At 57.4% G+C, this 24352-nt stretch carries 23 protein-coding genes and 1 pseudogene; 13 read left to right on the top strand and 11 right to left on the bottom strand.

The annotated features are described in order from the left end of the window. Positions 1-252 precede the first annotated feature (252 nt). The 4 genes and pseudogenes from H8S59_RS10005 to H8S59_RS09990 all read left to right on the top strand — a co-directional run. Positions 253-1239 (top strand): annotated as a pseudogene (locus H8S59_RS10005) (serine hydrolase domain-containing protein); the annotation flags it as partial. Between the two features lie 172 nt (positions 1240-1411). Continuing rightward, positions 1412-1744 (top strand): amidase, encoded by a 333-nt coding sequence (locus tag H8S59_RS10000; RefSeq protein WP_187521311.1) that lies wholly within the window; start codon positions 1412-1414, stop codon positions 1742-1744. Between the two features lie 80 nt (positions 1745-1824). Then, positions 1825-2406: a YceI family protein gene (locus H8S59_RS09995; protein ID WP_187521310.1), complete on the top strand. Its 582-nt coding sequence runs from the start codon at positions 1825-1827 to the stop codon at positions 2404-2406. Between the two features lie 2 nt (positions 2407-2408). Then, positions 2409-3566 (top strand): phospholipase D-like domain-containing protein, encoded by a 1158-nt coding sequence (locus tag H8S59_RS09990; RefSeq protein WP_095096215.1) that lies wholly within the window; start codon positions 2409-2411, stop codon positions 3564-3566. A gap of 130 nt (positions 3567-3696) precedes the next feature. Here H8S59_RS09990 and H8S59_RS09985 read toward each other — a convergent pair whose 3' ends face one another. Further along, positions 3697-3921, bottom strand: coding sequence for a DUF6124 family protein (locus H8S59_RS09985; protein ID WP_095096212.1), 225 nt, complete (start codon positions 3919-3921; stop codon positions 3697-3699). Between the two features lie 699 nt (positions 3922-4620). On the opposite strand from H8S59_RS09985, the gene H8S59_RS09980 reads away from it, so the two are divergent. Both H8S59_RS09980 and H8S59_RS09975 read left to right on the top strand, forming a co-directional pair. Then, positions 4621-5025 (top strand): antitoxin Xre-like helix-turn-helix domain-containing protein, encoded by a 405-nt coding sequence (locus tag H8S59_RS09980; RefSeq protein WP_187521309.1) that lies wholly within the window; start codon positions 4621-4623, stop codon positions 5023-5025. Further along, complete coding sequence (locus H8S59_RS09975; protein WP_187521308.1) at positions 5025-5711, top strand: RES family NAD+ phosphorylase; 687 nt, start codon at positions 5025-5027, stop codon at positions 5709-5711. Before H8S59_RS09980 ends, H8S59_RS09975 begins: the two co-directional genes overlap by 1 nt. A 179-nt stretch (positions 5712-5890) precedes the next feature. On the opposite strand, the gene H8S59_RS09970 is transcribed toward H8S59_RS09975, so the two are convergent. Further along, a complete protein-coding gene (locus H8S59_RS09970) occupies positions 5891-7414 on the bottom strand; it encodes a fumarate hydratase (protein ID WP_095096206.1) in 1524 nt (507 codons plus the stop codon). A gap of 380 nt (positions 7415-7794) precedes the next feature. Here H8S59_RS09970 and H8S59_RS09965 point away from each other — a divergent pair, with 380 nt between their 5' ends. Then, entirely contained in the window at positions 7795-8913 is a 1119-nt protein-coding gene (locus tag H8S59_RS09965; protein ID WP_187521315.1) for a GGDEF domain-containing protein, read from the top strand. Beyond that, entirely contained in the window at positions 8906-9844 is a 939-nt protein-coding gene (locus H8S59_RS09960) for an iron-sulfur-binding ferredoxin reductase (RefSeq protein WP_187521307.1), read from the top strand. The genes H8S59_RS09965 and H8S59_RS09960 overlap by 8 nt, the downstream gene beginning before the upstream one ends. Positions 9845-10131: 287 nt before the next feature. On the opposite strand, the gene pyk is transcribed toward H8S59_RS09960, so the two are convergent. After that, complete coding sequence (pyk, locus tag H8S59_RS09955) at positions 10132-11583, bottom strand: pyruvate kinase (RefSeq protein WP_095096197.1); 1452 nt, start codon at positions 11581-11583, stop codon at positions 10132-10134. 176 nt (positions 11584-11759) lie between these two features. Between pyk and H8S59_RS09950 the strand changes: the two genes are divergently transcribed. Together H8S59_RS09950 and H8S59_RS09945 are read left to right on the top strand one after the other, a co-directional pair. Then, positions 11760-12134 (top strand): tetratricopeptide repeat protein, encoded by a 375-nt coding sequence (locus H8S59_RS09950; protein WP_027900594.1) that lies wholly within the window; start codon positions 11760-11762, stop codon positions 12132-12134. A 234-nt stretch (positions 12135-12368) separates the two neighbouring features. After that, positions 12369-12728 (top strand): PilZ domain-containing protein, encoded by a 360-nt coding sequence (locus H8S59_RS09945; protein ID WP_095096194.1) that lies wholly within the window; start codon positions 12369-12371, stop codon positions 12726-12728. A 142-nt stretch (positions 12729-12870) separates the two neighbouring features. On the opposite strand, the gene H8S59_RS09940 is transcribed toward H8S59_RS09945, so the two are convergent. Genes H8S59_RS09940 through H8S59_RS09915 form a run of 6 tightly spaced genes read right to left on the bottom strand, consistent with a single transcriptional unit; the run spans position 12871 to position 19740 of the window. Further along, complete coding sequence (locus H8S59_RS09940; RefSeq protein WP_187521314.1) at positions 12871-14202, bottom strand: DUF58 domain-containing protein; 1332 nt, start codon at positions 14200-14202, stop codon at positions 12871-12873. Positions 14203-14210: 8 nt separating this feature from the next. Further along, positions 14211-15272: an AAA family ATPase gene (locus H8S59_RS09935; protein WP_095096191.1), complete on the bottom strand. Its 1062-nt coding sequence runs from the start codon at positions 15270-15272 to the stop codon at positions 14211-14213. Continuing rightward, positions 15269-16480 carry a DUF4350 domain-containing protein gene (locus H8S59_RS09930; RefSeq protein WP_187521306.1) on the bottom strand — a complete coding sequence of 404 codons (1212 nt, stop codon included), beginning with the start codon at positions 16478-16480 and terminating at the stop codon, positions 15269-15271. Before H8S59_RS09930 ends, H8S59_RS09935 begins: the two co-directional genes overlap by 4 nt. Continuing rightward, positions 16477-18051 carry a DUF4129 domain-containing protein gene (locus H8S59_RS09925; RefSeq protein ID WP_187521305.1) on the bottom strand — a complete coding sequence of 525 codons (1575 nt, stop codon included), beginning with the start codon at positions 18049-18051 and terminating at the stop codon, positions 16477-16479. The genes H8S59_RS09930 and H8S59_RS09925 overlap by 4 nt, the downstream gene beginning before the upstream one ends. After that, entirely contained in the window at positions 18038-19018 is a 981-nt protein-coding gene (locus H8S59_RS09920) for a stage II sporulation protein M (protein WP_187521304.1), read from the bottom strand. Before H8S59_RS09920 ends, H8S59_RS09925 begins: the two co-directional genes overlap by 14 nt. Beyond that, complete coding sequence (locus tag H8S59_RS09915; RefSeq protein ID WP_187521303.1) at positions 19015-19740, bottom strand: RDD family protein; 726 nt, start codon at positions 19738-19740, stop codon at positions 19015-19017. Before H8S59_RS09915 ends, H8S59_RS09920 begins: the two co-directional genes overlap by 4 nt. 180 nt (positions 19741-19920) lie before the next feature. Here H8S59_RS09915 and sbcB point away from each other — a divergent pair, with 180 nt between their 5' ends. After that, on the top strand, positions 19921-21351 hold the full coding sequence (gene sbcB / locus H8S59_RS09910) for an exodeoxyribonuclease I (protein WP_187521302.1): 1431 nt from the start codon (positions 19921-19923) through the stop codon (positions 21349-21351). Positions 21352-21444: 93 nt separating this feature from the next. Here the strand turns inward: sbcB and mvaT are convergent, their stop codons facing one another. Beyond that, positions 21445-21825 (bottom strand): histone-like nucleoid-structuring protein MvaT, encoded by a 381-nt coding sequence (gene mvaT, locus H8S59_RS09905; RefSeq protein WP_095096177.1) that lies wholly within the window; start codon positions 21823-21825, stop codon positions 21445-21447. A gap of 358 nt (positions 21826-22183) precedes the next feature. On the opposite strand from mvaT, the gene purU reads away from it, so the two are divergent. Both purU and H8S59_RS09895 read left to right on the top strand, forming a co-directional pair. Beyond that, positions 22184-23035 (top strand): formyltetrahydrofolate deformylase, encoded by an 852-nt coding sequence (gene purU, locus H8S59_RS09900; RefSeq protein WP_095096171.1) that lies wholly within the window; start codon positions 22184-22186, stop codon positions 23033-23035. A 132-nt stretch (positions 23036-23167) separates the two neighbouring features. Next, a complete protein-coding gene (locus tag H8S59_RS09895; RefSeq protein ID WP_187521301.1) occupies positions 23168-23353 on the top strand; it encodes a hypothetical protein in 186 nt (61 codons plus the stop codon). Position 23354: 1 nt separating this feature from the next. On the opposite strand, the gene gpgF is transcribed toward H8S59_RS09895, so the two are convergent. Beyond that, positions 23355-24350: a glucosaminyl phosphatidylglycerol flippase gene (gene gpgF / locus H8S59_RS09890; protein ID WP_095096168.1), complete on the bottom strand. Its 996-nt coding sequence runs from the start codon at positions 24348-24350 to the stop codon at positions 23355-23357. Positions 24351-24352: the final 2 nt, after the last annotated feature.

Below are 24352 nucleotides of genomic sequence, written 5' to 3'. Positions count from 1 at the left end.
ACAAGTTGGTTCCTACCTGGAAATCTGCTCTGTCTGACTGCCTCGGTAGGAGCGACCTTGTTCGCGAGGCGTCATACCTGACTCACCGCGTGAAACGCTCTCGCCAACAAGTTGGCTCCTACCCTGAAATCTGCTCTGTCTGAATATTTGTCACAACTCACTGCTACAGTCCGGCGGTCCACATTCGAGATACACCCCATGCGACTCGCCTGGTTGTTTCTGCTATTTGTTGTCTTCAACGCGAACGCCAACGCGCTCCAGGACCTTGAGAATTACGCTTTTCCGACCCGCAACGACGAAACCCGTGAAGGCATTCGCACCGACGCCTTATTGGTGATGCGCGACGGTCAGGTGCTGTACGAACGCTATGGCGGAGTGACGACCGCCCAGACGCCGCACCTGACCTGGTCAATCAGTAAAAGCATCATGGCAACGGTGCTGGGCGTAGCATTCGGCGAAGGGCGCTTTGCGCTGGATGACCCGGCAGCTAAATTCTATCCGCCGTTTCGTGCTCACCCCGATATCACGATCAGACATCTGATGCAGTGGACCTCCGGGCTTGATTGGCAGGAGGACTACGAATACGCCCCGCTTAATTCCTCGGTGGTCGCCATGCTTTACACCCGTGGCCGGGACGACATGGCGCGCTTTACGGCCGAGCATCGCAGCGCTCATCCACCGGGTTCGTCGTTCCTGTATTCCAGTGGCGACAGCAACGTCCTGTCTGCTGCGCTGAAAGGCATAGTCGGGGAAAAGGCCTATGCGGACTATCCGTGGTCAGCGCTGTTCGAGCCGCTGGGCATTCGCAGCGCCGTCTGGGAGACCGATGCCAGCGGAACGTTTGTCGGTTCTTCCTATGCCTACATGACAGCACAGGATCTGGCCCGCATCGGTGTGCTGATGCAGCATGGGGGGCGGTGGAATGACCGACAGCTAGTGCCCAAAACCTGGATCGACTTTGTTCTGACTCCCTTTGCCAATTCACAACCCGACGCCGAAGTATCTGGCGGTCAGTGGTGGCTCAATCGCGCCGCGAACGGTGAAAAAGGCCCATGGCCCGATGCGCCCGCTGACACCTTCGCGGCGCTGGGGCATTGGGGGCAGGCGTTGTATGTGATGCCCAGTGCCGGGCTGGTGATCGTGCGTTATGCCGATGATCGGGACGGCAGTTATTCCCATGATCAGCTTCTAAAGCTGGCTATGGCGGCGTTCGGCAGGGAGAGCCCAAGCCCAGAATGATTTTCTGTAGGAGATTGCCCTGTGTCCCTGAGACCGCACTATCGCGAAGCAAACACGGCCCCTGTAGGAGCGCCACCCCGGTCACTCCTACAGGGCAGTGTTTGCTGCGCGATAGTGCAGCGTCGAAGGCGGGGCGGCGGTTCCGAAAAATGCATTCCAAAGGGGGAGACCAATGACCACAGGTTTTATTCGCCGTCGTCCATTCAGCAGCCTGATGCTATTGATTCTGGCTGCACTGGGATTACTGGTCTGGCAAAACCGCGTCGCATTGGCGGCGTTCCCAAGCATCATCAGCGCTTATACCGCCAAAGAGTATTGCTCCTGTCGCTACGTCATGCTTAATTCCGCCGAGTATTGCCGTGGTTACGTGAAACAGTACGTACCGAGCAGCTTGCTCGAAGACGCGGCGAATAAACGGGTAACTGCCGAAGGTCTTGGCCGCAGTAATGTGGCGAGCTGGCAGGGCGAGCGACAAGGCTGTCGCTTGCTACCGTCAGCGCCTTGAAAACCCGGATGCGAACGTAGCAGTTTGCTAGCGGTCAGACAGGCGGTACGGTTGCCCCTTAATGCGCATCTGGAGTTTGCATGCCCATCACAACCCGCCTGCTGCTGGCCTTGCTGGCGCTGACAGCGTTGCCCGCTCAGGCGAACTGGTATCTGGATAACGAATCCTCACGGCTGTCGTTCACCTCCACCAAAAACGCCAATATCGCTGAAGTGCATCGCTTTTTGACCTTGCACGGGAAAGTTGATCGTAAAGGCGCGGCTGAGCTTGAAGTCGAGCTGGAGTCGGTCAGCACCGGCATCGCCCTGCGCGATGAGCGCATTCGTGAGCAAGTCTTTAACGTTGCGAAATTTCCCAGAGCGAAAATCAACGCGCAGCTCGACCTGGGCCCGATCAATGATCTGGCGCCCGGAGCGCAGCTGGAGTTGCGCCTGCCATTGGTGGTGCAACTGCATGGCAAATCCCACAGCTATAGAGCCGAACTGCTTGCCACGCGTCTTGATGAACGACGTTTTCAAGTCGTGACCCTTGAGCCGTTGGTGGTCAATGCACAGGATTTTGATCTGGTGCCCGGCTTCACGACATTGCGCGATGCGGCCGGCTTGTCTGCGGTCAGTCTCGCGGTGCCGGTGGGTGCCGTCTTGATCTTCACGGCGCGCTGAGTATGGCCGGGGCGATTTTTCCGTGGCGTGAGAATAACCAGTTTCAGCTGTTGATCGACGGCCCGGCTTTCTTTCCGCGCATGATCGCCGCCATTGATGGCGCTCAGCAGCAAGTCGAGCTGGAGCTCTATCTGGTCGAGGCGGGTGCTTGCGCCGAGGCGGTGGTACGCGCCTTGGTGGATGCGGCTCAACGCGGCGTGATCGTGCGCTGCCTGTTCGATGACTTTGGTGCACAGGCCTTCACCCTGGGGCTTCGTAAACGCCTGACCGATGCGGGCGTGATTCTGCGCTTTTACAACCGCATCAATTGGCGGCGCGGTGTGCGCAACTTCTACCGCGACCATCGCAAGTTGTTATTGGTGGACAAAAAACTCGCGGTGGTTGGCGGTACGGGCGTTACCGATGAGTTCTGGCAGCCTGCCGAGGACGTCAGCGAGTGGCATGAAGTGATGGTGGAAATCACCGGACCGTTGGTTATCGACTGGCAAGCATTGTTCGACCGCCAGTTTCACGCCAACCCTCGTCGCACCGCATGGCGCCCCGCCGAGAATTTCGGCTTGCCGCGTCTGCCGAAGGTGCCTGTGTCGGGTCACGGATTGGGCCGTGTTGCCTATGCGGATTCCCGCCAGCACCGTGACATTCTGCAATCGTTGGTGCGGGCGCTGAACAGCGGTCACAAACGTATATGGCTGGCGACGCCGTATTTTCTGCCTACCTGGAAAGTCCGCCGTTCATTGCGCAAGGCAGCCTCTCAAGGCATTGATGTGCGCTTGCTCCTCACTGGACCGCGCACTGATCATCCTTCAGTGCGCTACGCAGGGCATCGCTACTACCCGCGCTTACTGCGTGCGGGCGTGAAAATCTTCGAGTACCAGCCGTGCTTCCTGCATTTGAAAATGGTGCTGATCGATGACTGGGTCAGCATTGGCTCATGCAATTTCGATCACTGGAACCTGCGCTTCAACCTGGAAGCCAACCTGGAGGCTCTCGACGTTGGCCTGACCAAGGATGTAGTCGCGAGCTTCGAAAAAGACTTTGCCGTAAGTAAGCAAATCACCCTGGCTGAATGGAAGGCCCGACCTTTGTGGAGCCGGGTCAAACAGCGGCTTTGGGGTTGGGTTGACCGGCTGGTGGTGAACCTGCTTGATCGGCGTAACTGACGTGGGACCGGCTTTAGCCGGGAAGGCGGTATTTCTGACGATAAAGATGGGGTGAATATACTGGCCTCTTCCCGGCTAAAGCTGGTCCCACGGGTGCGCGTTAGTCTCGGCTATGGGGTGTTCAGATTCGTCACCGACAGTCGATAGACCGATCCACCATGGCCTTGGCGATTTCTGCCATGTGTACAACCGAGAATGCCAGATCACGGCTGGTGCCTTTGGCATTGTCGCCTGATTCGTAAGCGGTCGTGATGATGCAGCGCAGCAGGTCAGACGCGTAGTTGAGCGCTTGTTGCTGATTGACTGTTTCGTTGATGGTGAAGAGGGGTGAGTCAGCATTGTTTTGTTTGAGCATTTAGCAGTTCCCAGATTTTTATAAGGAGCCGCTCCTATCGCTACCAACGATAAAGGTGGCGGCCGCACGCAAGTGGTAGACCGGTAAACCTAGGCAAACCCGGTGCATCCGAAGACGCCAAGCGCGCGGCCACCATAAACATAGGCCGAAAAAATGCGCCTCGCAAAAGGTGGCGCACCGCGCCCAGGATACTCAGGTCTACCAAACCTGATCGCTGATTTTGCAGCGACCGGCGCACCCTAGAGATCTTGAAACAGGCGCGCAATGCGTCCAGAGCACTCTCGGAAATTTCCTTCGAGTAAAGAGGATATGTCCTGCGATTTCGCGGAAATCGAGTCGAACGCAGTCTTTGTCCGAGATCGCCTAGTGCCCGACACAGCGCTGTCGCAAAGCAAGCATTGGACCTGTGGGAGTGACCGGGGTGGCGATCCACAGTGCTCGCGATAAACGATAACGCGGTATGTCTTCGGGCTACGTCTCATGCATCGCGGGCAAGCCCGGCTCCCACAAAGGTTTGTGTTTGCAGCACGATGAGGTTGTGTCAGCTTTTTGAGCTGCATTGGAGCTGATGTCTTGGGTCAACATGGCTTTAACTGCGGATGCATTACCTGTGGAAGCGGCGCACAGCGTAGAAATCGATTTGCATCTATAGACTCTAGTTGCTACTGTTTGAGTCTACAGATGCAAAAGGTATCTCTCATGTCCGCCGTCCCACAGCTTCAGCCGCTCTCCAAAGAGCAATGCGTATCCGGCCTGCGCACTGCGCTGCGTATTCTTGATAAGTGGGATGCGTCCAGTGAGCAGGCGTGTCGGATTCTGCGTATCTCCCGTAGCACCTACACCCGTGCCAAGCAGACCAGCTCCGAATGGTCAGTCGGGCTGGACATGGATCAGATGCACCGCATCAGCTTCGTACTGAATATTCACGCGGCGTTGCGCACGGTCTTCGACAACCCGGACAACGTGTACGGCTTCCCGTCGATGGACAACGACAATGAGTTCTTCAATGGTCGCAAGCCGCTGGACATCATGGCTCAAGGCGACATTGTCTCGTTGTATGAAACCTTCCGCCGCGTTGACGCACTTCGGGGTGCACAGTGGTGATGCTCGACAGCCTGCCACTTCTTGCCGAGCAAGAGCAGCGGGCATATCGATTGGTCAATTCCAGGTTCCCGCCCATCGATCTGTTCGATGATGTTGCCGATGCCGCCGAGTTTGAGGCGTTATACCAGTTGCAGGCGTTGACCAATCCCCGTTTGCAGAATGAAGTCGGGCGCATTGCGTTGATCCCCGTCGCCGAGATCCCATTCGGCATTCCAGGCTGTTCTTACGCGGTAGGGCCGTTCACCCACGTCAATCCGGGCGGCTCGCGTTTCAGTTCGGGGGATTTCGGAGTGTTGTATCTGGCCGATGTGATGGAAACCGCTATCGCGGAGGTGCGCCATCACCAGAACAGGTATTGGTCGAAAGTGGCCGGGCTCAACTACGAGCGTTTCCTGTTTCGTGGTCTGGTCTGCACCTTCGATGAAGTGGCCAATCGCGATGCTACCGGGCTGCCACTTTCAGACCCGATTTACGATCCTGAAGATTATTCCACTGCTCGCCAGTTGGGCCATGCAGCCAAGCGGGCAGGGTGCCCAAGCCTGCGCTACAACTCGGTTCGCTCACCGGGCAATCATTGCTGGGCATTGATGACGCCCAGGCATGTGAAGTCGATTGTTCAGACTGCACATTACGAAATGATCTGGAGTGGGCAGATCACCAGTGTGAGTCGGCTTTCGAAGGCTTGAAGGCGTTAATGGCACCGCGCTGTCGCGCAGAAAACATTGGACCCTGTAGGAGCTGCCGAAGGCTGCGATGGCGGTGTGTCAGGATGAATGCTTCGCAGCCTTCGGCAGCTCCTACAGTAGCCCTCGAACGCCAATAAAAAACCCGCATCTCTGCGGGTTTTTTATTGAAGCCGACGTGCTTACTGCACTTCCACCGCCAAACTGTCGCTGATCTTTTTCTGCCAGATCTGCGGCCCGGTGACGTGTACGGATTCGCCCTTGCTGTCGACGGCAACGGTAACCGGCATGTCTTTGACTTCGAACTCGTAGATCGCTTCCATGCCCAGTTCGGCAAAGGCCACGACTTTCGACTTTTTGATCGCCTGCGCCACCAGATAGGCCGCTCCGCCGACCGCCATCAGGTACACGGCTTTGTGGTCCTTGATCGCTTCGATAGCGCTCGGGCCGCGTTCGGATTTGCCGATCATGCCCAGCAGACCGGTTTGATCAAGGATCTGCCGGGTGAATTTGTCCATACGGGTCGCGGTGGTCGGGCCAGCCGGACCGACGACTTCTTCACGCACCGGATCAACCGGGCCGACGTAGTAGATAAAGCGACCCTTGAGATCAACCGGCAGGCTTTCGCCCTTGTTAAGCATCTCGACCATGCGCTTATGCGCTGCATCGCGACCGGTGAGCATTTTGCCGTTGAGCAGTACGGTTTCGCCCGGCTTCCAGCTTTGCACGTCTTCCGGGGTCAGGGTGTCGAGATTGACGCGGCGCGCTGACGGGCCGGCTTCCCAGACGATTTCCGGGTAAGCGTCCAGCGGTGGCGCTTCCAGCGAGGCCGGGCCGGAACCATCAAGCACGAAGTGCGCGTGACGGGTGGCGGCGCAGTTAGGGATCATGCACACCGGCAGCGAAGCGGCGTGAGTCGGGTAATCCATGATTTTTACGTCGAGCACGGTGGTCAGACCACCCAGGCCCTGAGCGCCGATGCCCAGTTGGTTGACCTTCTCGAACAGCTCCAGACGCATCTCTTCGATACGACTGGATGGGCCGCGCTTCTTCAGCTCATGGATGTCGATGGATTCCATCAACACTTCCTTGGCCATGACGGCGGCTTTCTCGGCAGTACCGCCGATACCAATGCCAAGCATGCCAGGCGGACACCAGCCTGCACCCATGGTTGGAACGGTTTTCAGGACCCAGTCGACGATCGAGTCGGACGGGTTGAGCATCGCCATCTTCGATTTGTTTTCCGAACCGCCGCCTTTGGCTGCCACGTCCACTTCCACGGTGTTACCCGGAACGATGGAGTAGTGAATGACGGCGGGGGTGTTGTCCTTGGTGTTTTTGCGGGCCCCGGCCGGGTCGGCCAGGATCGAGGCGCGCAGGACGTTTTCCGGCAGGTTGTACGCGCGGCGCACACCTTCGTTGATCATGTCGTCCAGGCCCATGGTGGCCCCGTCCCAACGCACGTCCATACCGACGCGCACGAACACGGTAACAATACCGGTGTCCTGGCAGATCGGACGATGACCGGTCGCACACATGCGCGAGTTGATCAGGATCTGCGCCATGGAGTCACGGGCAGCAGGCGACTCTTCGCGCAGATACGCTTCGTGCATGGCCTGAATGAAATCCACCGGATGGTAGTAGGAAATGAATTGCAGGGCGTCGGCTACGCTCTGAATCAGGTCGTCTTGCTTGATCACGGTCATGTGGGCGCGCTCCTCTGTTTAGGACGGGAACATTCAAAAATATTGTCTGAGTCATCTGCCATCTTGCGATGTCTCATGGCTACGGCAGCATCACTGGCTGCGACAAAAAGGCGCGGCAGTATAACCCGCAACCTCGTTGCTCCATCCATCGGTTTTGCGCCTTGTCATGATTGGTCCGCTGACTGGTTTATCCCTATTGCTGCGGGAGTTGTCAGCCGACACCACCGCAAGCCGGTGTAATCCGTGTATTTGAGCTACGCCACATCAGTTGCAATTGAACCTTTTTGAACGTATTTATCCCCCGTCGCTGGAAACTTTCTGACGCGAGTCTAAAGTTCTGGGCTTGGTGCCACTACGGGAAGGAATCCTTTTTGAGCACGATGACCAAACGGGAAATATCCCCGACCACACAGTCCATTTTTTTGAAGCGATTTGGTTTGGCGGTGGCGACCTATGTATTGGTTCTGTTACTGAGCGGGCTGGCCATTTACGCGGGGGAGCTGCAACAGCCATTGCATGTGGCGGTGTTCACCTGTGTTTCGGTGCTGCTTAGCCAACTGGTTTTACTGATCGTTTTCCTTACCCGATTCAATCAGCGCTTCAGTGATGCGAGCCTGACTGAATTCCAGGTCGTGCTGGCCTTGTGTTGGCTGACCTGGCTGTTGTCATGTCTGGGGGAGGCTCGAGGCATATTTCTGATCATCTATGCGCCGATCCTCCTGTTCGGTTTGTTTCAGCTCACACCCATGGTCTTCGCTCGCTGTGCGTTGCTCGTGCTGTTGAGTTTCGCGGGCATCAATGCGTGGGAATTCATCAATGGAGCCTTGCAAAAACCGGGCACCGTATTGCTGCAGATCAGTGCTCTGTTCGTGATGCTGCTATGGCTCAGCCTCTTTGCCGGTTACGTGCATGCCCAGCGCCAGCGAATGCGTCAGCGTCGCTACGCCTTGCAGGCCCACCAGGACACGTTGCGCGGGATGATGGCTCAGCTTGAAGAGCTGGCTGCAACCGATGAACTCACCGGGCTGTATAATCGCCGCTACTTTTTGCGCATGGCTGCCCGGGAATTGAATCAACTGAACGACGACACTTCTCACGGTCTGGCCTTGATCGACCTTGATCACTTCAAGCGCATCAACGATAACCATGGCCATTCGGCTGGCGACCAGGTGTTGCAGGCTTTTGCGGCTCGCGCCGAGGATTGTCTGCGCGAGAGCGATGTGCTGGCGCGCTACGGTGGAGAAGAGTTTGTGTTGTTGATACCACTCTGTGACGAAAAACAACTGGTCGATTGCTGTGAGCGTGTACGTGAGTCATTCAGCCGTGTTGAGCTGGCGGCGTTACCTGGCTCAAATCTCAGCCTGTCGGTGGGCATGACCTTGCTGCAACGGGGTGACAATCTGGATGAAGCCCTGCACCGGGCAGATCAGGCGCTGTATCGGGCCAAGCGGGGCGGGCGTAATCGATGTGTAGCGGGTTGGGAAAGCGTTGATGCCTGAGTTGCATGTAGGCGAGCGTCACTGGACGGTCGAAGCAGGAAGCAATTTACTCGACAGCCTCAATCAGGCTGGCGTCAGCGTTCCCTATAGCTGCCGGGCAGGGAGTTGTCATGCCTGTCTGGTGCGCTGCATTGATGGCGAACCCGCGGATGCGTTGCCTGAGGCGCTGGATGCGGGCAAGCGTCTGCAGGGCTGGCGTCTGGCCTGCCAGTGTCGGGTGATGGAGGATTTGACGGTTCACGCGTTTGATCCACTGAGCGACGGGATGCCTGCTCGGATCGCTGAGTGTGACTGGCTCAGCGCTACGGTGCTGCGTTTGCGTCTTGAACCGGAGCGACCGTTGCGTTATCGGGCTGGACAGCATCTGGTGCTGTGGACTGAGGGCGGTGTTGCCCGGCCGTATTCGCTGGCAAGCTTACCGGGCGAAGACCGTTTTCTGGAGTTTCATATCGACTGCCGTCAACCGGGCGCCTTTGCCGACGTAGCTCGCCATTTGCGCGTAGACGAGCGTCTTGGCCTCGGCGAGTTGCGGGGCGGTGCTTTGCAATACGATCCCGACTGGCAGGACCGGCCGTTGCTACTTTTGGGCGCCGGAACCGGCCTCGGACCGCTGTGGGGCGTGCTTCGAGAGGCGCTGCGTCAGGAGCATCAAGGACCGATCAGGCTTATTCATCTGGCACGCGATGGCAGTGAGCATTACCTGCATACCGAACTGACTGAGTTGGCAGGTGCCCATGGCAATATTCAAGTGCAGCTGGCGACGGTTGATGAACTGGACGCGACCCTAGCCGACCTGCGCATGCTGTCGCGCAAGACCCTGGCGCTGGTCTGTGGCAGCCCGCAAAGTGTAGAGACCTTCGCCAAGCGACTTTATCTGGCGGGTATTCCGCGTAATCAGGTGCTGGCGGACGTGTTTGTGGGACGTGAATAAGGCATTCAAACGCGAGATTGCCTTGTGTCCCGGACACTGGACTCACACAGAACCTGTGGGACCGAATTTATTCGGGAAGAGGCCAGTACATCCGCCACACCATCGGCGCTTGGAATGCCGTCCTCCCGGATGAATCCGGTCCTACAGGCCCAGGTTTGCCGCGAGATAGCGCGGTGCCATAGACATCGGGGTCTCTCAGAAATGCACTGCGGTTCACCCTGGGTCACCAGACACAAAAAAGCCCCGGCTCTCGCGAGTCGGGGCTTTTGTTCACTGCGCGGGCGGTCTTAGACCAGTGGATCGCCTACATGCAGGATTTTCATGCCATTGGTGCCACCGATGGTGTGGTAGCTGTCACCCTTGGTGAGGATGACCCAATCGCCTTGCTCAACGAGACCGCGCTTGAGCAGTTCGTCTACCGCAGACTGGCTGACCTGGCCTGGTGGCAGGTTGGCTGGGTCGAACGGTACGGTGTAAACGCCACGGAACATTGCTGCGCGAGCCTGAGTCCCGCGGTGCGGGGAGAACGCGTAGATCGGCACCGATGAGCGAATGCGAGACATGATCAGCGGGGTATAGCCGCTTTCAGTCAGAGCAATGATCGCTTTAACGCCCGGGAAGTGGTTGGCGGTGTACATGGCGGCCAGCGCGATGCTTTCGTCACAACGGGTGAACGAGTGACCGATGCGATGGCTGGAGGTTTTACCCGTCGGGTGCTTCTCAGCGCCGATGCAGATGCGGGCCATGGCCTGAACGGCTTCGATCGGATAAGAACCCGCAGCGCTTTCAGCGGACAACATCACAGCGTCGGTGTAGTCGAGCACGGCGTTGGCCACGTCGGAGACTTCTGCGCGGGTCGGCATCGGGCTGGAGATCATCGACTCCATCATCTGAGTAGCGACGATTACCGCTTTGTTGTGGCGACGTGCGTGCAGAATAATGCGTTTCTGAACGCCCACCAGCTCGGCGTCGCCGATTTCAACGCCCAGGTCGCCACGGGCAACCATGACCGCGTCACTGGCGCGAATCAGCGCGTCCAGCACTTCATCGTTGGCAACGGCTTCAGCACGTTCGATCTTCGCCACCAGCCAGGCGGTACCGCCGGACTCGTCGCGCAGTTTACGGGCGTATTCCATGTCGGCAGCGTCGCGGGGGAAGGACACGGCCAGATAGTCCAGGTCCATTTCGGCAGCGAGCTTGATGTCCAGCTTGTCTTTTTCAGTCAAGGCCGGAGCGGTGAGGCCGCCGCCGCGACGGTTGATGCCTTTGTGGTCCGACAATGGACCACCGATCAGCACGGTGCAGTGCAGTTCGTCGGCCGTCTGAGTGTCAACGCGCATGACCACGCGACCGTCGTCGAGCAGCAGCTCGTCGCCTACGCCGCAGTCCTTGACCAGATCCGGGTAGTCGATACCCACGATTTGCTGGTTGCCTTCGGTCAGCGGGTGAACGGTGGAGAAGGTGAATTTATCACCGACTTTCAGTTCGATTTTCTTGCCGGCAAACTTGGCAATACGAATTTTCGGACCTTGCAGGTCGCCCAGCAGGGCAACGAAGCGCCCGTGCTTTGCGGCAATTTCGCGAATGAGCCTGGCGCGTGCCTTGTGCTCATCCGGTGTGCCGTGGGAGAAGTTCAGACGAGCAACGTCCAGACCCGAAAGGATCAGCTGTTCGATGACTTCCGGCGAGTTACTGGCAGGGCCAAGGGTGGCGACGATTTTAGTGCGGCGAACGGTCATGCATAAACTCCTTATATGAAGCGCAGCGAGAGGCTACTACTGTCTTGATCTGTAGTCATGTTTCTTTGCATTGTCGTCTTACTTTACGAGCCGGTAACCAGCAGACGACCGGTGTCAAAAACCGCTTGAAGAAATCCTGTCTGAGGTCGATATATTGCAGAGCACAGGAGAGTCCCATGCGAATCGTGATGATTTTAGTATTGCTGGCAGCTGTCAGTGGTTGCACCCGAATGGCAATGAATTCCAATTTGAACAGCGCCTATCGATCCTATGATCGGGGTGACTGCGAGGCTGTGATGTTGAGCCTCTCCAAGGTCGATCGTCAAAGCCGCTCGCGTCGCTACGTTCAACCGGAAGTATCGATGCTGCGCGGGCAATGCCTCGAGCGGCAAAAACTGTTTGTTGATGCGGCGCAGACTTATCAGTTCATCATCACTCAGTACCCTTACAGTGAGTATGCATTCAGAGCGAGAGCGCGCCTGGAGACGCTGCAGCAGTTGGGTCACTATCCGCGCGTCCAGACTGCTCAAGTCAGCCCTGTAAAGCGTTAATTACATCCGTTTGGATCAGTTGTAACGTTTTTGAGTGGTTGTATGCCATAAGTGGTCTAGTCTTACGAAAAGCAGACGGACGTACGTGACTTGTGGCGCCTGCATTGGGTCAGATTCACGTTTCTGCGACGACAAACTCAAGTTTGTCCGTATTGACGGTGCCAGCGCGCAGTGCTGGCTACCCCAGGAGTATTAGCGCGGCCATGCTCAATGGCCACCTATGGCGGCTGACCTATGTTGAAAGAACGAAGGATCGAACGGCACCAATTGCCTGGTTATCTGCGGGTGTTCAACCGCTACACCAACAAGCAATTGGGTTGTCTGGGCAACATTTCCGAGAAGGGATTGATGCTGATCAGTGATCTACCGATGCTGGTGGGTGCTGAATTTCAATTGCGTCTGCAGGTACCTTGTGAGAGAGGAATGCCTGTAACCCTGGAAGTGACAGCGACCTGTCTGTGGTGTCATGAAGATGAGACACCAGGTAGCTATGACTCCGGCTTCATATTGACGGAGTCACCGCCAGAGTACGCGGAACTGATTGGTGCTCTAAGGCATTACTTCAGTTTTTATCCGATGGAGGCGTCGGCGTGAGGGCGACTAACTGACTCACGCTAATTGCGTAGGAGCTGCCGAAGGCTGCGATGCAGTTTTCCTGACAGACCGCTATCGCAGCCTTCGGCAGCTCCTACAGTTCAATGTTTGCTTCGCGACAGCGGATGGCGGGAAGGCGCGTTCACAACGCCCCGGTTTTTTTCCAGTTCAGGTAGCGACTGATCAGTTCCGGCCCAAGCTCTACCGGACGGGAGTCGAGAACTGGTATGCCGTGGGCGTTCAAACGGTCATGCAATTCGGTCCGGGCGCTCAGAAAGTCGATGGTTCCGCAGTACATCAATGCGTCTTCGTAAGTCTGAACCGGCTCGTGCCGTAATGTATCCAGCACTTCTTCGCGCAAACTGACTATCAGTACCCTGTGTTTCTGACTCAGCATTTTGACCGCTGACAACAGCTCCTCATCATCTTCATCGCGCAAGTTGGTCATTACCACGACCAAAGCGCGGCGCTTCTGGCGTGCTATCAACTGGCGTGCGGCGGAGCTGTAGTCTGCGGTTCTGCGAGTGCTGTCCAGGTCGTAGACGCTGTTGAGCAGGACATTCAACTGGCTCGGCCCTTTGACCGGGGCAAGGTAGCGGTCCTGCTCGCTGGCAAAGGTCGACAGACCTACCGCATCGCCCTGACGCAACGCGATGTGCCCAAGCAATAGCAGGGCGTTGAGCGCATGATCGAAGTGCGAAAGATCGCCGTCCTGGCTGCGCATGCGTCGACCGCAGTCGAGCATGAAAATGATTTGTTGATCAGTTTCTTCCTGATACTCACGGGCGATGGGCGTGCGGTGACGCGCGGTAGCTTTCCAGTCGATTTGCCTCAGGCTGTCGCCTTCGCGAAACTCTCTCAACTGGTTGAATTCCATGCCCAGACCACGCCGCTGTCGCTGGCGTACGCCCATCTGGCTGAGCCAGTTTTCAACCGCCAGCAACTGCCCCCCATAGACGCGGGCAAAATCCGGATAGACCCGTGTACTGCCGTTCAACTCCAGATAACGACGAACTCGCCAGAGTCCCATCGAACTGGGCAGCTCTATCTCGCAACGGGAAAGCTTGAAAAGCCCTCGTTGCAATGGCCGCAGGCGGTAGCTCAACCGACTTTGCTGGCCCGGCCGCAGCGCCAGGGTTTGTGGCAGATGTTCGACCTCGAAGCCCTCCGGCAAATGATCAAGCACCTGCACGGTGGTTTCATCCGGATAATCGTGGTTCAGCGTCAGATGTGCTTGCGCCCAACGACCCAGCGCCAGACTCCCGCTGACTTCACGTTCCAGGCTCGGTGACGGTTTACGGACCAGCCGAATGGCATCTGCCAGTGCCAGCATCAGCAGTGCCAGCAGCAACGCGCAAAACAGTATGCCGACCTCATCGGGCACCTCAATGGCCATTGCGGACAGAATGCCGAGCAACAGCGCAATGCCAGCCAGGCCTCCCAGCCAGCCAAACAGTGCAGTCGATGGTTTCAGCAATTGCTTCATAGACGGGGCGCCGGAACCTGATCGAGCAACTGGCTGAGGACCTGATCAACCGACAGGCCTTCGATGTCGAGTTCTGGCGCCAGCCTTACCCGGTGGCGCAGCACAGCCAGCGCACAATCCTTGATGTCGTCAGGGATGACAAATTCGCCACCTCGCAGCAACGCCCGCGCCCGGCCGCCACGTACCAGCGCAATGGAAGCCCGTGGACCTGCGCCGAGGGTCAGTCCCGGCCAGCTGCGGGTAGCGCGCGCCAGTCGCACGGCATAGTCCAGTACCTGATCGTCCAGCGGCAGTTCGCTCGCAATACGCTGCAAGGCCTGCACTTCACGCGCCTGGAGCACGACGCGTAGCGGTTGTACGTCGAGCATATCGGCCCGTGTTGAGCGCGTGACCTGGCGGACCATGCTCAGCTCTTCGTCGACATCGGGATAGTCCATGCGCAGTTTGAGCATGAAACGATCCAGCTCGGCTTCTGGCAGTGGATAAGTCCCTTCCTGCTCAATGGGGTTTTGCGTCGCCAGCACCATGAACGGCTGAGCGATGGGCATGGGTTTACCTTCAAGAGTCACCTGCCGTTCCTGCATGGCTTCAAGCAGCGCGGCTTGAGTCTTGGCCGGAGCACGGTTGATTTCATCGGCCAGCAGCAGGTTGGTGAAAATCGGACCTTTACGGAGTTTGAACTGCTCGGTGTGAAGGTCATAGACCGCATGGCCGGTGACGTCACTGGGCATCAGGTCAGGGGTGAACTGAATGCGGGCGAACTCCCCGCCAAAGCAACGGGCCAGCGCCCGGACCAGTAAAGTTTTGCCGAGTCCGGGCACCCCTTCGAGCAAGACATGGCCGCCACCAATCAACGCGGTCAGCACGTCATCAATAACGGCGGCTTGTCCGATCACGGCTTTTTGCAGCTCTTTGCGCAACGCCTGGGCCAACTGGCTGGCGCGCTGCCGTTGCTGCGCCTGATTGCTGGCGGGCGGTGCGGGAGTGGCTACCGGGTCGATATTGAACTCGACGACAGGCTCGGTGCCGGGGGAGGTTTCGTTGGGTAGATCGCTCATAGGGCATTCCTGATGGTTTGCAGGTGGGCAACCTGACGGGTGAAGTCGGAACTGGACATGCGCTGTGCCGGACGTGGGCGCAATGCCTGGCTGATGACACTGGTTGGCTGGCGGGTCAGGCGTGCCAGGACCTGCCATTGGTCGGCGACCACCAGGGATTCGAAGCCTGGGTGACGAATGCGGGCGCGGCGCAGGATTTCTGCCTGCAGGGTCCGCAAGAGGGTTTGCTGGCCGCTGCGACGACGTAGAAATTCAGCACTGGCGCGCAGGTGCTCGGTCAATTGGCGACGCGCGCCGACAGCAGGTGCTCGCACAGGCCCCTGACGCATGCCCGCCCGCCAGAGTCCAGCGCCGATCAGTAGCGTCAGCATTAATAGCAGCAGCGGGAAATGACGCAGCAACAGGCTGAACAGGTTGTCGTGGTCGGTTCTGAAGACCATCGTGACTTTGCTGTCCTGGGTCAGGTACCACAGGAGCCACGCATTGTCGTAATGACCGATGGATCGGGTTTTCCACAAGTCGGCATCGGTGACCACGGTAATCAGGCCGTCACCATAGATCAGCTGCAGCATGTGCGTTGCGTCAGCGCTGTTGGCCCAGGACTGGGCGTGATCTTCAGGGTCTTCGAGGTGGAAGCTGGGGTCGAAGCTCATGTAGGCCGGAGCTTCTTCGTTTTCCAGATACAAGCGTGTCAATTCCGGCCAGGACACTTTGGGTGCCTTGGGTACAGGCGTGCGCAGCGGGATTACCGGGCTAACGGAGCTGGGGGGTGAGTAATCCTGCCCTTTGAGGTCTTTGGTGAGTAATTGATGAATCTGCAACCGGTCCAGCAACAGATCGCCGCTACGGCCTCTTTTTTCATCCCAGAGTTGCTCGGCGACAAACAGCAGATGCCCGCCGGACCGCGCCCACTGCAGCACCTGGTCCGCTTGGGCAGGGGTCATGTTGTCGCGATAGTCGAGCAACAGCAGGGTTTGGGATTCGAGCCTCGCATCGGGCAGTTTGTTGGTCGAGTCGGCTGTCTTTACGTCGATGGAGCGACTGCGTAGAAAACTTTCCGCTGCCAGCCATGGATTGGCGCGAGCTTCGGGGGAGGGGCCTTGATCGATCGTTTCTTCGTAGCGCTCCAGATTCTTCAGGAGGTAGGCCGCAACAACGCCCAGAACCAGCACAGCCAGAGCGAGCAGCAACCAGCGACGTCGGGTCATGACTGCACTTCCCGATCAAACAGGCGCCGCCAGCCATCACAAAGCTCCTGCTGTACCGGAGTTGCAGGTAGCTGGTGACCATAAGCGAGGTTTTGCCAGTGTCGGGTCAGGCTTTGGCTGAAGTTGTTGAGGGCCGGTTGATCAAGCGCTGCGATTCGTTGCAGAACCTCGCCTTCGGTGTCGGCGCTTTTCAGGGGCAGTTGATAGTCGACAAGCAGCCGGTTGAGTAGCGCCCGATACAGCAATCCCAGCGCTTCACGTGGCTGGGTTGACCACAGCTGCTCCGCACTGCCTGCAATGTCCGCAGGCAGGCTTTCGGCGCTGACTTGCAGGCCAAACAATTGTTCCGGTGGAGCGCGCTGCGGCTTCTCACGGGGAGCGCGAAGGTTGACGAACGCTGCCAGCCATTTCCGGTAGCGCCAGATCACCACACCGATCAAGGCGATAACAATTCCCCATAGCAAAACCTGGAAGACCTTTGCCAGGACGTTGCCAAATTGCAGCAGCCATTTCAGCCAGCCGAACAATTTGGTGTTCTGGTCCGCGCTTTTCTCCTGCGGAGTTATTGGGGCTTCAGGCAGCCGCCAACCTGAAACGGTTTTCGGATTCTTGAACGGCGGCTGTTGCAGCAGGTTTTTTATGTCCTGCTGCGACTCTGCGCTGGTCAGTTCCTGATTGACGAGGCGCGGGCTGTCGGGGCCAGCTTCGCCCTCTGGGGACAGCATGGGAATCGGACAGCTGAAATCCTGCTGCGCAGACCATGCGGGCGGCGCGGCGCTGATCAGCGTCAGGCCAAGGCCGATCATCAGTACATAGGCGCTACCCGTGAGCCTTTGGCGCAACCGACGCAGGACCAGTTCAATGTCCCAGGCTTCTAGAACCGTGCGCCGATTCAGGTACAAGGTGAAGCCGCAGGACACGTAAACCGGTCCCCATACGATCAGAATCAGTGCATAGAAAAGATTGCACAGGTGCTCCAGCCAGTTTAGTTCGTCGTTCAGTTCGAGCATGGCCAGCCAGGTCCAGTCGACCTCTACCTGCTGGGGAATCAGTGCATAAAACAACACGATCATCCCGATCCACAGGGACGACTCCAGCGTGCCGCCCACGGCAGTCAGGCAGCGAGCGGCGAACTGATCTTTCTGGCTGAGCACGCCAATGCGCTGGCTGAGTGCCTCGCCGGAGAGTTGTTCCAGTTGTTGCACGGGCAAAATGAAGCTACGGCTCAAGCTGAGTCGGCGCCAGGTCAGGCTGGAGAGCAGATTCGGGCGCAACGTTTTCAGCCAGCTTTTAAGTGCATCTTTCAGGCTGGGTGCAGGGGCGAACAATGCTTTGGAAAGAATAAGAAGTGGCAAGCGTTCATAGACGGGCTTGATCCACCAGAACAGCAGGATCGCGGTAGTCGGATGATTCCAGAGCAACAGGCTGAGCATCGCAAAAATCGGTAAGGTGACAATGGCCCAGCTTGCCATCAGCAGTCCGCGATGCTCCTGTGCCAGCAGCACGCCCAGGTCTATGGCTTCCCAAGGTGTTCGGGGATGAATCGCAACGCTGGCATCAGTCAGGCGCATGGTGTGTCCTGCCTGCAAAAACCAGATAAGCGATGACTAATAGCCAGAGCCCCGCGCCGACTGTGTACTTGATTGCCGGTTGCGGCCAGGTCATGGAAGACCAATAGGCTTCTATAAACGCTGCAATCAACAGGAAGAGGATGACGCCATAGATCAGCTGTACGCTGGTTTTTGCCGCAATCCGCAATGCTTCGCCGCGACGCAATGCTCCGGGTGCCAATAACGCCCAGCCGAGTTTGAGCCCGGCAGCACCCGCCAGCGCGATGGCGGTGAGTTCAAATGCGCCGTGGCCGATAACGAATGACCAGAATGTCTGACCGGAGCCGATACCGGTCAGGTGTCCGGCAACGGCTCCGATCGTCAGCCCGTTGAAAAACAGAAAGAACAGGCTGCCAAGCCCGAACAGCAAACCGCTGGCGTAAGTCTGAAAGGCAATCCCGATGTTGTTCATGATGTAGTAGCCAAACATCATCCAGTCAGCATCGGCGGCGCGCTCTACGGTCTGACCGATGCGGCTTGATTGTGGGTCGTACATGCCCTCCATCTGCGCCACCTGGTCAGGGGCGATGACGCTGTAGACCAGATCCGGGAAGCCATACACCAGCAAGCCCATGCCGATCAGGCTGCCGAAGAACAACAGGCTGGCGATGGCGACCAGACGCCATTCGGCGCGCACCAGTTGCGGGAACCCGGCCAGCACGAAGCCCAGCAGTTGCGCACCGAGGGGATGACGATGCCGGTACAGTTGCTGATGACCACGCATGGCCAGTTGTTGCAGCGGGTCAACCAGATGGCTGCTGTAGCCCCTTTCCTGGGCAACGGCCAGTTGGTTACAGATACGCCGGTATTCGCGACTGAAGGTCTCGTTCGAGGTGCCTGGCGCTTTGCCTTTTTCCAGGGCGTCCAGACGCTCTGCAAAGCGCCGCCACTCGGCCTGATGACGAAGTTCGAAGAGGCCTTGTTTCATGTTGGCCCCAGCAAGCCGCTGGCTACGCTGTTCAGCCGAGGTACTGCCAGTGCCGGGCTGACGTTCAGCGGCTCGGCGAGAATAGAAGCCAGCTCCTGGGTGCGTTCCGACGTCAGTTCGGCTTGTCGTTCCGCGAAGCTCAGAATGGCCCTTTGTTCTTCAAGGCTCAGCACAAAGGGAGCGATGATCGGCGTGGCGTGCGGCAAAACCGGACGCCGCGGTGGTTTGTCCTGATAGACCACCAGCGTACCGGCGGCCAGATCGCCGAGGCGTTTGAATTGGGGGTGTTGCAAGCAACTGATAGCGCCCAGGCTGTAGCCGAATGGCAGCATATCGACGAAACGCAGCAGGTTACGGATGAGCGAAGCGGTCCAGCCGACAGGCGTTCCGTCATCATGGATCACCCGCAAACCCATGATTTGCTTGCCGGGTGTGCGCCCTTGGTTCAGCACTTCGAACAGCACCATGTACCACCAGGTAACCAGGAACATGGCGATAGCACTGAGGCCTGCGCCAAAGGATTCGAACAGGCTGAAGATCAGCAAGAGCGCACCGATAACCACGGCACGAATGATGAAGTCGATAACAAAGGCCAGAGCGCGAGGCACCAGTCCTGCCGGACGCAGGAGCAGGTCGATACCTTCCGGGGTTTCCATTCGGCTGCGGGTGTCCAGCGGCGCGATTGGCGGTGCAGTCCTTGGCAAAGCGTGCGGGGAGGGCATTGTCGGAAGAGGTACGCCTGAAAACAAAACCTGATGCTAGGGACTGTTGAGTTGGTAAGCAACCGGACTGTTTCTACATGTGTTGTAAGAAAAGGTTTCTTTTAAGGCAAACATCGCCTTATTCGCCTTTTACCAGTCTCAAGCCCTACACTTTGCCGGTCTTTTGTTCAGGATCAGCCCGTGACTTCAACCATCTTCTGGTACGACTACGAAACCACCGGTATCAATCCGCGCAATGATCGCCCGTTGCAGATGGCGGGTATCCGTACGGATATCGAACTCAATGAGATTGAGTCGCCGGTTAATATTCACTGCCAGCCCAGCGACGATATTCTTCCGCATCCCGCCGCATGCATGATCACCGGTATCACGCCGTCAACGCTCGCCGAGAAGGGATTGTGCGAAGCTGATTTCATGACTCGTGTTCACGCCGAACTCGCTGCGCCCGGCACTTGCGGAGCGGGCTACAACACCTTGCGCTTCGATGATGAGATGACGCGCTACAGCCTGTACCGGAATTTCTTTGATCCTTATGCCCGTGAATGGCAAGGCGGGAACAGTCGCTGGGACTTGATTGATGTGGTGCGTGCCGCCTACGCACTTCGACCCGAAGGCATTGTCTGGCCCGAAGATGATGGTCGGGTCACGCTCAAGCTTGAGCGGCTGACGGCTGCCAATGGTATCGATCACGGACAGGCGCACGACGCGTTGTCTGATGTGCGGGCAACGATTGCTCTGGCGCGTCTGGTTCGTGAAAAACAACCCCGTCTCTACGTCTATCTTTTCGAGTTGCGCAGTAAGCAGAACGTCCAGCAACAGATACGGCTTATGGAACCACTGGTTCATATCTCCGGGCGCTTTTCGGCGGCACGTCATTATCTGGGGGTTGTGCTTCCGCTGGCCTGGCATCCGCAAAATCGAAATGCGCTGATCGTGTGCGATTTACATCAGGATCATTTGCCGTTACTGGAGCAGGATGCACAAATATTGCGACAACGGTTATATACCCGTCGCGAGGATTTAGCTGAGGGCGAGCTGCCGGTCCCCCTTAAACTTTTGCATATAAATCGTTGCCCGGTGATCGCGCCGCTCAAGGTGCTACGTGCTGAAGATCAACAACGCTTGAATCTCGATATGACTGTATTTAGCGAGCGTGTGCGTCACCTCAATGAGGGGCAGGCACTCTGGCAGGATAAGCTGAAGGCGATTTATGCCGCTGATGACTTTGTTGCCAGCGAAGATCCCGAGCAACAATTGTATGACGGGTTTATTGCTGACCGTGATCGCAGGCTTTGTGAGCAAGTACGCAATGCGGAGCCTGAGGAGTTAGCCCGTCAGCCATGGCCTTTTGATGATGCGCGTCTGCCAGAATTGTTATTTCGCTATCGAGCGAGAAATTTTGCTGAAACCTTGAGTACCGAAGAGCAACAGCGCTGGCTTGCTTTTTGTAGGACACGTCTGACAGTGCCTGAGTCTGGCGCACCTAATACGCTGCAAAGTTTTACTCAGGCACTTGTTGAACTATCGCTTAGTGCTACCCCCGGGCAGCTTGCGATATTGCGCGAATGGCAGGACTACGTGGAGGCGTTGCGCCAGAAACTCGGCCTTTGAAGTAACGGGCACGGGTGTTTTTCCAGGCAATAAAAAACGCCAGACTGGCTGGCGTTTTTTAGTGTAACGAGTGAAGCGGGGTCTGCTCCGGGTTTAGCCCAGCAGGGTTGCCCAGCCTTCAACTTCATCACCGCCCCACTTGGCTTTCCACTCTTTCAGAGTTTTGTGGTTGCCACCTTTGGTTTCGATGACTTCGCCGTTATGCGGGTTTTTGTACTGCTTGACCTTGCGCGCGCGCTTGGTGCCAGTAGGTTTAACCGCGCCGCCGCGTGCAGATTTGCCAACTTTAGCTTCTGGGTCGAGCAGAGCAATGATGTCGCGCAGCGACTTCTGATATTCGCCCATCAGAGTGCGCAGTTTGCCTTCGAATTCCAGCTCGGTTTGCAGTTTGTCGTCTTGGGACAGGTTCTTCAAACGCGCTTGCAGTTCTTTGATGGCTTCTTCTGTAGCGCGGTATTCGTTGATCAGAGACATGAGGCTTACCTTATGTTGAGAGGTGGGCAGGGATACAGTGAACCAATAATAGTCATGCGCCTTGATCAAGTAAACATTAAAGAAAAGTTTTATTTGAATTATTTAGAAATATACCGGGGCCTACAGGCGGTTGATAAACTAAATGGCGTAGCGCATCAGGTAAAGATAGTCGCTATTAAGGCGTTTAAATTGCGGTTTCTTAAGCGTTCGTTCAGGAACCAGCGGCCGGTGTGGCAGGGCGGCGATTCGGGACGCCAGGGTAGCCGCAGCCATCTCCAATCAGTTTTACAGGAATACTGCAGTTTTCCCGCGCAGTCGCTAGAATAGCCGCCTTTGCGAAGTTCTGGAGTTTCCCCCAATGCGCACTTTTCGTCTGGTGATTTCTTGCCCGGACCGCGTCGGCATCGTTGCCAAAGTCAGTAACTTTCTGGCGTCCTATAACGGCTGGATTACCGAAGCGAGCCATCACTCTGACAATCAGAGTGGCTGGTTCTTCATGCGTCATGAAATTCGTGCCGATACGCTGCCGTTTGATCTCGACGCGTTCCGCGAGGCGTTCACCCCTATCGCTGAAGAATTTGCGATGGACTGGCGCATCACTGACTCCGCGCAGAAGAAGCGCGTTGTATTGATGGCGAGTCGCGAGTCTCATTGTCTGGCGGACTTGTTGCACCGCTGGCACAGCGATGAACTGGACTGCGAAATTGCCTGCGTGATTTCCAATCACCAGGATTTGCGCAGCATGGTCGAGTGGCACGGCATTCCTTATTACTACGTGCCGGTAAACCCGGCGGACAAGGAGCCGGCGTTTGCCGAAGTTTCACGTCTGGTTGCTCATCATCAGGCCGACGTGGTGGTACTGGCGCGCTACATGCAAATCCTGCCGCCGCAACTCTGCCGTGAATATGCCCATCAGGTCATCAATATTCACCACAGCTTCCTGCCTTCATTTGTAGGTGCCAAGCCTTATCACCAGGCCTCTCTACGGGGCGTCAAACTGATCGGTGCGACCTGTCACTATGTCACTGAAGAGCTGGATGCAGGCCCTATCATCGAACAGGACGTGGTCCGCGTCAGCCACAGCGACAGCATCGAAAACATGGTGCGCTTCGGTCGCGACGTGGAAAAAATGGTCCTGGCCCGCGGCTTGCGCTATCACCTGGAAGATCGCGTGCTGGTGCATGACAACAAGACAGTAGTGTTCGACTAAGCTCCAGGCGAACATTGAATCTGCAGGAGCTGCCGAAGGCTGCGAATGGCGGAGTGTCAGGCAGGTTGCTTTCGCAGCCTTCGGCAGCTCCTGCAGAAGATGTATTTCCGACACTTCGATGAGGTGCTCTCCATGACCGATCCTCTCGACAAAGCCACTTCAACAGCTCCCCCAACCCTGGGTGAGGGTTGCCTCAGCCGTTATGATCCAGATGCGTTGACGCCAGAAGACGGCGCCGATTTCGACGGCGCCGCAGAGCTTTGGCGCGCCACTCAGTTGGAGAAGGATCTGCAGCCAGACGACAAGTCCGACACTTGATTCAGACTTGGTTGAAGCGCATCAGTTTGTTCAGCAATGGCCGACCGACCATCAGCAGGAAAATCGGCCCGCCTACCACCAGGTAGAAGTAGTAGGTCACTGTGCGCCAGATCAGAATTGCAGCCGCAGCCGTGGATTTACCGACCATCGGTGCCAACAGCGCAGCGGATGTCAGCTCGGCAGTACCCGCGCCTCCTGGCAGCAGGCTGAACTGTCCGGCCGTTAACGAGAGCATCTGAATCAGAAACGTCCACGCCCACTGCACATTCACACCCAGACCTAGCAGCGCAAGGTACAGGATGCTGTAGCGCAGCCCCCAATGCAGGCAGGTCAGCACAAACACCGCGATCAGTTTCTGACGTGGCATTTTCCAGGTTTCAGCCAGCGCATCGCGAAAATGCAAAAGTTTACGCGCCCAACGATGCCGGGTAGTGCTTTTGGTGTTGAAACGCTTGAGCAGCCTGCCATTGAACTTGATGACCTGGCGATGGAAGCGGGCAAACCCCAGAAACAGACACAGGCTGCCCACGACGAGCACCGCGCTGAAGCCCAGCAGCCACTCCATACGCTCGCTGAGCGTATGGAAGAGCGCATAGAACATGATTCCTGTCAGCGCCACGAGGAAGAACACCAGATCGCTGAGCTGGTCTGTGGCGAAGACCGCGCTGGCTTTTGCTGGCCTGACGCCATTTCGGGCGAGCACTGCCATCAACGTGAGTGGCCCACCGCTGCCGCCGGGCGTTGCGCAATAGGCGAACTCGCTGGCCATGATCAGGCCGAGGCTTTTGTTTACTGTCAGCTGTCGCGCGCTGTCCCCCAGCAGGATCCGCATGCGCAGGGTATTCAGGCCCCAACAGAGGATGATCATGCCGAACATCGCCATCAACAGCGGGAAGGGGAAGCTGCGTAACCGCTGAAAGATATCGCCGCCGCCCAGCAGCAAAGGGATCAGCACGGCTGCCAGCAAGCCAATGCCCAGCCACGCAATGCGCTTCATTC

The sequence above is a fragment of the Pseudomonas folii genome, assembly GCF_014357575.1.
Taxonomy (GTDB): Bacteria; Pseudomonadota; Gammaproteobacteria; order Pseudomonadales; family Pseudomonadaceae; genus Aquipseudomonas; species Aquipseudomonas folii.
The sequence above is the reverse complement of the archived record's forward strand: the minus strand, read 5'-3'. Positions and strand labels throughout refer to the sequence as shown.